Annotated in this window: 15 protein-coding genes; 10 read left to right on the forward strand and 5 right to left on the reverse strand. The window is 68.0% G+C overall.

What is annotated here, in order from left to right:
* Positions 1 to 83: 83 nt before the first annotated feature.
* Positions 84 to 260, reverse strand: a complete 177-nt coding sequence (locus ACIKT0_RS07715; protein ID WP_183396257.1) for a hypothetical protein — start codon at positions 258 to 260, stop codon at positions 84 to 86.
* 292 nt (positions 261 to 552) lie between these two features.
* Between ACIKT0_RS07715 and ACIKT0_RS07720 the strand changes: the two genes are divergently transcribed.
* Together ACIKT0_RS07720 and ACIKT0_RS07725 are read left to right on the forward strand one after the other, a co-directional pair.
* Complete coding sequence (locus ACIKT0_RS07720) at positions 553 to 2,316, forward strand: putative bifunctional diguanylate cyclase/phosphodiesterase (RefSeq protein WP_407104774.1); 1,764 nt, start codon at positions 553 to 555, stop codon at positions 2,314 to 2,316.
* Between the two features lie 129 nt (positions 2,317 to 2,445).
* Positions 2,446 to 3,267, forward strand: a complete 822-nt coding sequence (locus ACIKT0_RS07725) for an oxygenase MpaB family protein (protein ID WP_407104776.1) — start codon at positions 2,446 to 2,448, stop codon at positions 3,265 to 3,267.
* 46 nt (positions 3,268 to 3,313) lie between these two features.
* On the opposite strand, the gene ACIKT0_RS07730 is transcribed toward ACIKT0_RS07725, so the two are convergent.
* From ACIKT0_RS07730 to ACIKT0_RS07745, 4 genes are all read right to left on the reverse strand, one after another.
* The gene (locus ACIKT0_RS07730) at positions 3,314 to 3,619 is read right to left on the reverse strand and encodes a hypothetical protein (protein ID WP_407104777.1); all 306 of its coding nucleotides are present in this window, start codon (positions 3,617 to 3,619) and stop codon (positions 3,314 to 3,316) included.
* A gap of 197 nt (positions 3,620 to 3,816) precedes the next feature.
* Positions 3,817 to 4,158: a hypothetical protein gene (locus ACIKT0_RS07735; protein ID WP_407104779.1), complete on the reverse strand. Its 342-nt coding sequence runs from the start codon at positions 4,156 to 4,158 to the stop codon at positions 3,817 to 3,819.
* Positions 4,159 to 4,263: 105 nt separating this feature from the next.
* Complete coding sequence (locus ACIKT0_RS07740) at positions 4,264 to 4,698, reverse strand: GlcG/HbpS family heme-binding protein (RefSeq protein ID WP_407104780.1); 435 nt, start codon at positions 4,696 to 4,698, stop codon at positions 4,264 to 4,266.
* Between the two features lie 202 nt (positions 4,699 to 4,900).
* Positions 4,901 to 5,269, reverse strand: a complete 369-nt coding sequence (locus ACIKT0_RS07745; RefSeq protein WP_407104781.1) for a hypothetical protein — start codon at positions 5,267 to 5,269, stop codon at positions 4,901 to 4,903.
* Positions 5,270 to 5,565: 296 nt separating this feature from the next.
* Between ACIKT0_RS07745 and ACIKT0_RS07750 the strand changes: the two genes are divergently transcribed.
* The 8 genes from ACIKT0_RS07750 to nuoE form a co-directional block, all read left to right on the forward strand.
* Complete coding sequence (locus tag ACIKT0_RS07750; protein WP_183396226.1) at positions 5,566 to 5,931, forward strand: NADH-quinone oxidoreductase subunit A; 366 nt, start codon at positions 5,566 to 5,568, stop codon at positions 5,929 to 5,931.
* On the forward strand, positions 5,922 to 6,503 hold the full coding sequence (locus ACIKT0_RS07755) for a NuoB/complex I 20 kDa subunit family protein (protein WP_407104783.1): 582 nt from the start codon (positions 5,922 to 5,924) through the stop codon (positions 6,501 to 6,503). The genes ACIKT0_RS07750 and ACIKT0_RS07755 overlap by 10 nt, the downstream gene beginning before the upstream one ends.
* A gap of 10 nt (positions 6,504 to 6,513) precedes the next feature.
* The gene (locus tag ACIKT0_RS07760; protein WP_407104784.1) at positions 6,514 to 7,125 is read left to right on the forward strand and encodes an NADH-quinone oxidoreductase subunit C; all 612 of its coding nucleotides are present in this window, start codon (positions 6,514 to 6,516) and stop codon (positions 7,123 to 7,125) included.
* A gap of 8 nt (positions 7,126 to 7,133) precedes the next feature.
* Positions 7,134 to 7,568, forward strand: coding sequence for a GFA family protein (locus ACIKT0_RS07765; protein ID WP_407104785.1), 435 nt, complete (start codon positions 7,134 to 7,136; stop codon positions 7,566 to 7,568).
* A complete protein-coding gene (locus tag ACIKT0_RS07770; protein WP_407104786.1) occupies positions 7,561 to 7,998 on the forward strand; it encodes a GFA family protein in 438 nt (145 codons plus the stop codon). Before ACIKT0_RS07765 ends, ACIKT0_RS07770 begins: the two co-directional genes overlap by 8 nt.
* A complete protein-coding gene (locus ACIKT0_RS07775) occupies positions 7,991 to 9,175 on the forward strand; it encodes an NADH-quinone oxidoreductase subunit D (protein WP_407104787.1) in 1,185 nt (394 codons plus the stop codon). Before ACIKT0_RS07770 ends, ACIKT0_RS07775 begins: the two co-directional genes overlap by 8 nt.
* On the forward strand, positions 9,172 to 9,423 hold the full coding sequence (locus ACIKT0_RS07780; RefSeq protein WP_407104788.1) for a hypothetical protein: 252 nt from the start codon (positions 9,172 to 9,174) through the stop codon (positions 9,421 to 9,423). The genes ACIKT0_RS07775 and ACIKT0_RS07780 overlap by 4 nt, the downstream gene beginning before the upstream one ends.
* Positions 9,423 to 10,147 (forward strand): NADH-quinone oxidoreductase subunit NuoE (gene nuoE / locus ACIKT0_RS07785; protein ID WP_407104789.1); only part of this gene is annotated, 725 nt, incomplete at its 3' end. The genes ACIKT0_RS07780 and nuoE, both read left to right, overlap by 1 nt.

Below are 10,147 nucleotides of genomic sequence, written 5' to 3' on the forward strand. Positions count from 1 at the left end.
ACATGCCGCACAAGGTGCATGAGGCCGGCGACCGCGGTTTCCGGGCCCGACATGGGGCGCGCACGGCGGCCGGCGGGCGATCCTCAGGAGCGGGCGGCGTCGCTGTCCAGAAGCGCTTCAACCGCCCCGATCGCGAGTTCGAGGTCCGCGATCTTCGCGAGCATGTTGTCGGTCGGAAGAACGCCGGCCTTGGCGGCCGACTGCAGGATCTTCACCTGTTCCTCTTCCATGCGCTGAAGAAGCGCTTCGTATTCCTTCACGGGGGAGATCCTTCACCTTCTGGCCGCCTGACGGGCCTGGTCGCCGGTTCTAGCTGAACCACAGGTTCGCCGCCACGCCCCGGACGCCGGGCGACCATGCGGCTCCAGCCCACGCAGCGGCCGATGGGTCAGCGCGGCCGATGGGTCAGCGCCTCCGGCGGCGCCGCGCCGTCGCCGGCCGGCGTTGACGCTGGGCGGCGGCTTAACCGACTGCTGAGACTATTTTTATGTAAAAGGCGAAACTTGCGCCGAGGGTACCTAAATACGTGTCTGCTGGGAAGAGGCGGCGCACGTGGATCGATCCGAAGAGGCGCGCATCGACGCGCTACGCCGTCTGGGAATTCTCGGCACGGCGCCGAGCGAGAGTTTCGACCGCATCACCCGCCTGGCCAGCCGGATATTCGGCCTGCCGATCGCCGCGGTGTCGCTGACGGACGCTGACCGTCAGTGGTTCAAGTCGCGCGTCGGGGTCGAACATTGGGAGATTCCGCGCGAGAAGGCGTCATGCGCCGAGGTCGCGGAAAGCGCCGACCTCGTCCTGATACGCGATTTCCAGAAAAGCGCCCGCTATCGGGACAGCCTGCTCGGCGTCTCCGGGGTGCGCTTCTACGCCGGCGCGCCGCTCGTCACCCGCGAGGGACACGGGCTCGGTGCGCTCTGCGTTCTGGGGACGGAGCCGCGCGACGTCACGGACGAGGAGATCTCGGCGCTGAAGGATCTCGCGGCCATGGTCATGTCGCAGATCGAGATGCACCACGCCTTCGGCCGGATCGATCCCGCGAGCGGGCTGCCGAACCGGAACCAGTTCTTCGAGGATCTGGAGGACATGGCGCGCGAACATGCCGGCGAGCGCCGCCATGCGGTCCTGATCGACCTGCTCGCCAGCGAGGAGCTGACCAACCTTCTGCGGATCGCGGGCCCGTTCGCGACCGACGAAGTCGCCGCCCTGTCGAGCAGATTGATCCGGGAAGTCCTCCCGGACGCGAAGCTCTACCATGTCGGCGCCACCCAGTTCGTCTATGTCGCGGAGAGCGACCGGACCGAGGACGTCTCGAGGCTGGCGGAGGGCGTGCGGTCGGCTCTCTCGGGCGGCGCACGGCTCGTCGGGGGCGCCTTCGCGGCCAATCCGAGCCTCGGCGTCGCGCCTTTCCGCCTCGCCCAGGTCTCGGCGGGCGACGTCCTGCGGATGGCCCTCAGCGCCAGCCAGGACGCCCGCGGACACGGGTCGCTCGGTGTCTACAGCAAGTCGCTCGACGACGAGCATCGTCGGCGTTTCACGCTGATCGAGAAGCTGCGATCCGCCCTCGCGACGGGGGAGGGGCTTTCGCTCGTCTATCAGCCGCGCGTGGACCTGCGGTCCGGCGCGTGCGTCGCCGTTGAGGCTCTGCTGCGCTGGACCGACCCCGAGCTTGGAGCCGTCTCTCCGGGGGAGTTCATCCCGCTGGCCGAGAAGACGACGCTGGCGCGCGGGATCACGGAGTGGGTGGTGAACGCGGCGGTCTCGCAGATCGTCGAGTGGCGCTCGCGCGGGATCGGCGTCTCGGTTTCGCTGAACATCAGCGCGACGAACCTGGCGGAGCCAGACTTCGCGGAGCGCGTGATCGCCCGTCTTGCCGAAGCCGACCTGCCGGCGTCGGCGATCGAGATCGAACTGACCGAGAGCGCTGCCCTTTCGAACGGCGAGGCGGCGCTCGCCCAGCTGGACAGGCTCGCTGCAGCGGGGCTCCGGATCGCGATCGACGACTTCGGCGCCGGCTACAGCAGCCTGTCCTATCTGGAGCGGCTCCCGGCCAGCGTGCTCAAGATCGACCGTTCGTTCGTCGGCCATCTCGAGAAGGAGCCGCGAGCCCGCACCCTGGTCGGAACGATGATCACGATGGGGCATGATCTCGGCTACCGGGTCGTGGCCGAGGGCGTCGAGACGGACTACGTCTATGGCTTCCTGGCGGAGCAAGACTGCGATGAGGCGCAGGGCTATCTGATGTCCCGGCCGCTTGCTCCCGAGGCGTTCGCGGACTGGTTCGCCCTCCGCCACGCGACGTCCGGCCGGCCCTGACCTCAGGGCGAATGATGGCGTGCGCGGACGCCCGGCCCCGGACCGGGCTTTTCCGGGCCGCTTGGTGAAGTCGCCCCAGCGACCTAAATCCCTGATATGCAAACCATCCGCAGCGCCATCAGACATCAAGTGCACAGCCTCGTCGGGCATGGCTCCGGTGAAGCTCCCGCGCCTTCGCCGCCCACCGATCATGGTCTGTTCGGGCCGGATTCCGTGACCTGGCGGGTGCACCGCGACTTCACGTCGATGATGATCGGCGGCGTCAGCTCGCTGCTGCTCCAGATGCTCCACCCCGGGGCGCTGGGCGGGGTCTGGGATCATTCGAACTTCCGGCGGGACATGTCCGGCCGCCTGCGCCGGACCGCCCAGTTCATCTCCGGCACGACCTATGGCTCGACCGATCAGGCGCTGAGGCTGATCGAGCGGGTGCGCCACGTCCACGAGCGTGTCCATGGCGAGCTTCCGGACGGCACGCCCTATCGCGCAAGCGACCCGGCGCTGCTGACATGGGTCCATGTCGCGGAGGTCCGTTCCTTTCTGAGCTCGTATCTCAGATACCGGAACCCCTCTCTGTCGGCCGCGGAGCAGGACCGCTACTTCACCGAGACGGCGATCATCGCCCGCCATCTCGGCGCGACCGCCGTCCCGACGACGCGGCTCGAGGTCGAGGCCTATCTTCGGGAAATACGGCCCGACCTCAGATGGGATCGGCGGACCCGGCAGGTGGCCCGCGCGCTCCTCTCGCAGCCCTCGGAGAATCCGGCTCTGGCGCCGTTCAGCTCCCTCATGCTGGGCGCGGGCGTCGATCTGCTCCCGGCTTGGGCGGCCGAGATGCACGGGTTCCGTGTTCCCGCGCGAAGGAAGAGAGCGATCAGGGCAGGGGCCCTGGGCACGGCCGCCATCGTCCGGTGGGCGCTTCGGGAGGAAGGAGCCGCCGCGGCGCCGGCCTAGTCCTCAGGGCGCCCCGTTTTCGTAAGAGGTGCGAGATACCGGGGAGCTAGCTCGCCGCCGGGCTACGCTCGACCGCCTCCGCCAGTCGCACCAGGTAGTCGTGGGTCGCCTGGCCAAGGGGGTTGGCGCCTTTGTGCGGCACCAACGGATCCGGTTCCATGAGCGATCTCGCCCGCTGCCTGAGCCCTGACGCGAACTCCGCCCGCGCCTCCTCGGACAGTCGATCGATCGCGACGGTCTCGGCGAGGAACGAGTCTATGTCGGCCTCGATAACGCCTCCGCCGATGACCGCGAACCTGAGAGCGCGCGAGTATGCGGAGGCGGTCAGCCCGGCGATGTCTGGTGTTGCCATCCGACAAGTATTGGTTTGACGGCAAGATTCCGCCACACAATCGGCGCCCAGATGACGCTATCAAAAAGGCGTAAACGGCCAGTCGGCCCTACCCTGACGTGCAAGCCGGACAGGCCGAAGAGGCGCTCGCGCCCGTCCCGAACGACGGGAAGGGCGCTCAGGCTGGGGCTCGGGCGCCCCGGGCTGGAGACGGCCGGTCAGTGAGCAGCGTGACCGGCGTCCAGCCGCTGCTGCAGCCTTGCGCTCAGTCGGTCTGCGACCGCGGCGAAGAACACCTTCTGGCGTTGCAGTTCGTCGCCCTCGGGATGCCCCCGGCGGGGCTCTGCGCAGGCTTCGAGGCGGATGATCGCCGAATCGAGCCTTTCGAACAGCGAGTCCGCGAAGCGCTCGACATTCACGGTCGGATGCTCGACCGCCTCGGCGACCCCGTCGACGAAGGCCTCCACCCGCTCGTCGAGATCCGGCGTTCCCGAACCGGCGTAGCGCGCGGCCTGCTCGGCCGCGAGCTCCATGATCTCGCCCACGCTGATCGTGCTCATGGGGTCACCTCCATCGTCGCCTGATCAAGCCCCGATGGAACCCCCGGATGGTTTACGGTTCCTTACCGACTGGGGCGCCCGGTCGCCCGGGCACCGGATTCGACCTCAGGTGCGCCAAGGGTGCGAGGGCAGTTCGGTCAGCCCGAGCGCCTGCGCGCCCGCGAGCGCGACCGCGTGGTCGTTCTCGACCGAGCTGCCGCTGACGCCGATCGCGCCGACCATCACGCCGTTCTCGTCAACGATCGGCAGGCCGCCCGGGAAGGTGATCAGCCCGCCATTCGAATGCTCGATGCCGTAGAGCGAGCCGCCGGGCCGGGAGAGCTTGCCGATCTCGCCGGTCGGCATTCCGAAGAACACGGCGGTCTTGGCCTTCTTGATCGCGATGTCGATGCTGCCGACCCAGGCGTCGTCCATCCGGCGGAAGGCCTTGAGGTCGGCGCCTGAATCCACCACCGCGATGCACATGAAGGTGTCGATCTCGCGGGCCTTCTCGACGGCCCTCGCGATCGCCCGCTCGGCGTTCTCGATCGTGACGTGCATGGGGTGCTCCTTCTCGCAGTGATGCGCGCGAGATAGGGCGGGGGCGTCGCGCTTCGAGCCGAAGCCCGAAGACGTGACCGCCGGCGACGAGCGCAGCCGCCGACGGAGCTATGAAGCAGCGCGCGTAGCCGCTAGGCGAGGGGGCTCGCGCCCCGCCGGTCCGGGTGGGGAGAGAGGCCGCCTCGGCCCGCTCCCCCGGAGGTCAGAACAGCAGGCTCAGCGCATGGTCGACCGTGCCGCCGTCGCCGACGAGGTTCTCGAGGACCGTGCCCTCACCGAGCAGATGGCCGACGCCGAGGCCGTCATTGTTGGTGAGGTCGGAGAGGATGCCGCCCGGTCCGGCGATGTCCTTGAGGACCTCGCCGACAGTGCCGCCGTCGGCGGACGTCAGGTCATCAAGGACGCCGCTGTTGCCGAAGATGTCTCCGAGAACGGTTTTGCCATCGCCCGCGGCCCCGACGAGGCCGAGCGGATCGGGACTGTTAAGCAGATCGTCCAGGACGCCTCCGGGGCCGCTGATGTCCTCGAGCGCCGTGCTCAGAAGATCGCCCAATTGCCCTGTCAAACTCATGCCTGTCTCCATTGTCGTTGCACATCGGCGCGGGACCGCGTCCGACGGCGCGGAGTAGCGCGCGCCCTTCGTCCGGGCCGCCCCAAGAGGGCCTTCCGGGCGCAGCGCCGCGCCTCCGTGCCGACGCAAACAGAGCGCTCTCTGGAATTCTTCTGTTTCGCGTCTGGCATGCCTTGCGCCTTTTGGCGCAGGGGTCTAAGCCTCCGCGCCGGGGACCCCCTCGCTGCGTGGCACTGCCGCGCGGCGAAGGCTCGCTGGCGCAATGGCTTAGGCGGAGCGGCGGAGGCGAAGAGGCGATGACGGATCTGCTTTCCGACTATCTCCCGCTGGTGGTCTTCCTTGGCGTCGCGCTGCTTATCGGCGTGGCGTTGCTGGTGTCGCCGTTCCTCGTCGCCTACCGGAATCCGGACCCCGAGAAGCTCTCGGCCTACGAGTGCGGCTTCAACGCCTTCGACGATGCGCGGATGAAGTTCGACGTCCGGTTCTACCTCGTTGCGATCCTGTTCATCGTGTTCGACCTCGAGGTCGCCTTCCTGTTTCCCTGGGCGGTCGCGTTCAAGGAGGTGGGGGCGTTCGGCTTCTGGTCGATGATGATCTTCCTGGGCGTGCTGACGGTCGGCTTCGTCTACGAGTGGCGGAAGGGAGCTCTGGAATGGGACTGAACTCTCCTCGCCCGGAGACGCTGGTCGCGCCGGCGCCCAAGGGGCTTGTGGATGCGACCGGCCGTCCGATCGGCCATGACGACCGCTTCTTCGGCGACGTCAACGCCGAGCTCTCCGACAAGGGCTTTCTGGTCACCAGCGCCGAGGACCTGATCACCTGGGCGCGCACCGGCTCGCTGATGTGGATGACCTTTGGCCTCGCCTGCTGCGCGGTCGAGATGATGCAGGCGTCGATGCCGCGCTACGACGTCGAGCGCTTCGGCTTCGCCCCGCGCGCGAGCCCGCGCCAGTCCGACGTGATGATCGTGGCCGGGACGCTGACCAACAAGATGGCCCCCGCGCTGCGCAAGGTCTACGACCAGATGCCGGAGCCGCGCTACGTCATCTCGATGGGGTCGTGCGCCAATGGCGGCGGCTACTATCACTATTCCTATGCGGTCGTGCGCGGCTGCGACCGGGTGGTGCCGGTGGACATCTATGTCCCGGGCTGCCCTCCGACTGCGGAGGCGCTGCTATACGGCGTGCTGCTGCTGCAGAAGAAGATCCGCCGCACCGGCACGATCGAGCGGTGAGGGCAGGGCGATGGCCGAAGACCTTCTGACCGCGATCGGCGCCCGCGCCGCGCAGAGCCTCGGAGCGTCCGTCCGCTCCGCCCGCATCGCCTTCGGCGAACTCACGCTCGAGGCCGAGGCCGCCGACATCGTCTCCGTGCTGACCTTCCTGCGCGACGACCCGGAGTGCCGCTTCGTCTGCTTCGTCGACATCTGCGGGGTCGACCGGCCGGCGCGCGAGAAGCGCTTCGACGTCGTCTACCATCTGCTCTCGCCCTACAAGAACACGCGGATCCGGGTGAAGATCGAGGCTGATGACGAGACGCCGGTGCCGTCCGTCACCAGCGTCTTCGCCGGCGCGCTGTGGTTCGAGCGCGAGGCCTACGATCTTTTCGGCGTGCTGTTCTCCGGCCACCCGGACCTGCGTCGCCTGCTGACCGATTACGGCTTCGACGGGCATCCGCTGCGCAAGGACTTCCCGATGTCGGGCTTCGTCGAGGTCCGGTGGGACGACGAGGCCAAGCGCGTGGTCTACGAGCCTGTCCGGCTGAACCAGGAATTCCGCAACTTCGACTTCCTGTCGCCATGGGAGGGCGTGGACTACGTGCTGCCCGGCGACGAGAAGGCCAAGCAGCCGCAGTGACCACCGCCATGGCTGCCGGAGAACGGGTTCAGGGCGAATGCCTGTGCGGGGCCGTGACCATGGCCGCGACGCTCAAGGACGGCTCGATGCACGCCTGTCATTGCAGCATGTGCCGGCGCTGGAGCGCGGGTCCGTTCCTGTATCTCGCCGTCGAGCCTGCGAGCCTCCAGATCGCAGGCGGCGAGGCGGTCGGACAGTACAGGTCCTCCGCGGAGGCCGAGCGCGGCTTCTGCCGGATCTGCGGCTCGACGATGTTCTGGCGCGCCCTCGACGGGTCGAGCCTCGACATCTCCGCACAGTCCGTCGACGACCCGGGCCGCTTCCCCTTCGCGACCGAAGTCTTCATGGACGACAAGCCGGGCAACTACGCCTTCGCTGACGCGACCAGGAAGTTCAGCGGCGATGAAGGGTCCGCCCGCACGGCGGAGGCCAGCAATGGCTGAGGCCGCGCTCCGAACCGGCCGCTGCCTCTGCGGCGCCGCGCGTTTCGCTGCGCGCCCGGCGACAGGCGAGGTGGACGTCTGCCACTGCGGCATGTGCCGCCGATGGGCGGGCGGCGTGTTCATGGCGACCGCCTGCGAGGACGTCGCGCTCGCCGACGAGGCCGCCTTCGGGGTCTACAGATCGTCCGAGTATGGCGAGCGGCTGTTCTGCCGGAGCTGCGGCTCGAGCCTGATCTGGCGCATGCAGGACGGGTCCTCGGCGCATGTCGCGGTGTCGACCTTCGAGGATCCGGCGGGCTTCGTCTTCGCCAAGGAAATCTTCATCGACGATAAGCCGGCGTTCTACGACTTCGCCAACGACACGCGGCGGCTGACCGCCGCCGAGTTCATGGCGGAGGTGGAGAAGCGTCAGGAGGCCGGGCATGGCTGAAGCCGACATCCGCAACTTCACCATCAACTTCGGCCCGCAACATCCTGCGGCCCATGGTGTTTTGCGCCTCATCTTGGAGCTCGACGGCGAAGTGGTCGAGCGCGTCGACCCGCATATCGGGCTGCTCCATCGCGGCACCGAGAAGCTGATCGAGGCCAAGACCTATCTGCAGGCGATGCCCTATTTCGACCGGCTCGACTACGTCGCGCCGATGAACCAGGAGCACGCCTTCTGCCTCGCGACGGAGCGCCTGCTCGGGATCGAGATCCCGATCCGCGCGCAGCTGATCCGCGTGCTCTATTGCGAGATCGGCCGCATCCTCTCCCACCTCCTCAACGTCACCACGCAGGCGATGGACGTCGGCGCGCTGACGCCTCCGCTGTGGGGCTTCGAGGAGCGCGAGAAGCTCATGGTGTTCTATGAGCGGGTCTCCGGCTCGCGCATGCACGCGGCCTATTTCCGTCCCGGCGGCGTGCACCAGGACATGCCGGCCGAACTCGTCGAGGATATCGACGTCTGGTGCGACGGCTTCTTCCAGGCGCTCGCGGACATCGACGCGCTGCTGACCGAGAACCGCATCTTCAAGCAGCGCAACGTCGACATCGGCGTGGTGCCGCTGCACGAGGCGTGGGAGTGGGGCTTTTCGGGCGTGATGGTCCGCGGCTCGGGCGCCGCCTGGGACCTGCGCAAGTCGCAGCCCTATGAGTGCTACGCCGAGATGGATTTCGACGTTCCGGTCGGAAAGAACGGCGACAATTACGACCGCTACCTGATCCGCATGGAGGAGATGCGCCAGTCGACGCGCATCATGCAGCAATGCTGCGCGCTGCTGCGCAAGGAGCGTGGCCCGATCGCGACCCTCGACGGCAAGGTCGCGCCGCCGAAGCGCTCAGAGATGAAGCGTTCGATGGAAGGCCTCATCCACCACTTCAAGCTCTACACCGAGGGCTACCGCGTGCCTGAAGGCGAGGTCTACGCGGCGGTCGAGGCGCCGAAGGGCGAGTTCGGCGTCTACCTGGTCTCCGACGGGACCAACAAGCCGTATCGCTGCAAGATCCGCGCGCCGGGCTTCGCGCATCTTTCCGCCATGGACCATCTGTGCCGTGGAACGATGCTCGCGGACGTCTCCGCGATCCTCGGCTCCCTCGACATCGTGTTCGGCGAGGTCGACCGATGAAGACCGCTCTGGCGACTGTGCTGCTGCTCGGGACGTCGGTCCCGGCGTTCGCCGAAGCGGCGCTCGATCTCGCGAGCTACGATTGCTCGCTGCCGGAAAAGGACCAGACCGTGCGCGGCGACGAGCTCCTGAAGCAGGGCTACCAGCTCGCGAACCGCGCGAGGTTCGGCGATGTGAACCTCATGATGATCAACCCGAAGTCGAGCGCGCTCGTGAACTGCTTCAAACGGCCGGAAGGGGCTCGCTGATGTCCGTCCGCCGCCTTGCCGAGATCCAGCCCGAGAGCTTCGCCTTCACGCAGGAGAACCTGCAGTGGGCGGAAGGGCAGATCGCCAAGTACCCGGAAGGCCGCCAGATGTCGGCCGTCATCCCGCTGCTGTGGAAGGCCCAGGAGCAGAACGGCGGCTGGCTGCCGGAGCCGGCGATCCGCGGGATCGCCGAGATGCTCGGCATGCCGACGATCCGGGTGATGGAGGTCGCGACCTTCTACACGATGTTCAACCTGGCCCCGGTCGGCGAGCATTTCGTGCAGCTGTGCGGCACGACGCCCTGCGCCCTCCGCGGCGCGAACGACCTGAAGGAGGTCTGCCGCAGGGTGATCGGCGAGGAGCGGCAGGTCACGGCCGACGGCAAGCTCAGCTGGCTCGAGGTCGAGTGCCTCGGCGCCTGCTCCAACGCCCCGATGGTGCAGGTCAACTACGACTACTTCGAGGACCTCGATCCGGCGAGCTTCGAGGCGCTGCTCGAGGATCTGCGCGCCGGCCGCGAGGTGCAGCCCGGCTCGCAGACCGGCCGTTCCTGCTCGGCGCCGTTCGGCGGCGACACGTCGCTCACCGACGAGACGCTCTATGACGGCTCGCGCGTCGGCGCCTGGCGCAAGCGTTTCGAGAGTCAGGGAGAGGCCGAGCCCGCGCCGGCGGCCGACAAGGCGGGCCGGCCGGCCGAGACGACCCGGCCGGAGGCCAAGTCGAG

It is taken from the genome of Hansschlegelia beijingensis, assembly GCF_045505405.1.
In the GTDB taxonomy this organism is placed as follows: domain Bacteria; phylum Pseudomonadota; class Alphaproteobacteria; order Rhizobiales; family Methylopilaceae; genus Methylopila; species Methylopila beijingensis_A.

Coding starts and splice junctions, on each gene's coding strand:
- ACIKT0_RS07730 (WP_407104777.1), bottom strand. CDS start 3,619: ATGGCAACACCAGACATCGCCGGGCTGACCGCCTCCGCATACTCGCGC.
- ACIKT0_RS07735 (WP_407104779.1), bottom strand. CDS start 4,158: ATGAGCACGATCAGCGTGGGCGAGATCATGGAGCTCGCGGCCGAGCAG.
- ACIKT0_RS07740 (WP_407104780.1), bottom strand. CDS start 4,698: ATGCACGTCACGATCGAGAACGCCGAGCGGGCGATCGCGAGGGCCGTC.
- ACIKT0_RS07745 (WP_407104781.1), bottom strand. CDS start 5,269: ATGAGTTTGACAGGGCAATTGGGCGATCTTCTGAGCACGGCGCTCGAG.
- ACIKT0_RS07750 (WP_183396226.1), top strand. CDS start 5,566: ATGACGGATCTGCTTTCCGACTATCTCCCGCTGGTGGTCTTCCTTGGC.
- ACIKT0_RS07755 (WP_407104783.1), top strand. CDS start 5,922: ATGGGACTGAACTCTCCTCGCCCGGAGACGCTGGTCGCGCCGGCGCCC.
- ACIKT0_RS07760 (WP_407104784.1), top strand. CDS start 6,514: ATGGCCGAAGACCTTCTGACCGCGATCGGCGCCCGCGCCGCGCAGAGC.
- ACIKT0_RS07765 (WP_407104785.1), top strand. CDS start 7,134: ATGGCTGCCGGAGAACGGGTTCAGGGCGAATGCCTGTGCGGGGCCGTG.
- ACIKT0_RS07770 (WP_407104786.1), top strand. CDS start 7,561: ATGGCTGAGGCCGCGCTCCGAACCGGCCGCTGCCTCTGCGGCGCCGCG.
- ACIKT0_RS07775 (WP_407104787.1), top strand. CDS start 7,991: ATGGCTGAAGCCGACATCCGCAACTTCACCATCAACTTCGGCCCGCAA.
- ACIKT0_RS07780 (WP_407104788.1), top strand. CDS start 9,172: ATGAAGACCGCTCTGGCGACTGTGCTGCTGCTCGGGACGTCGGTCCCG.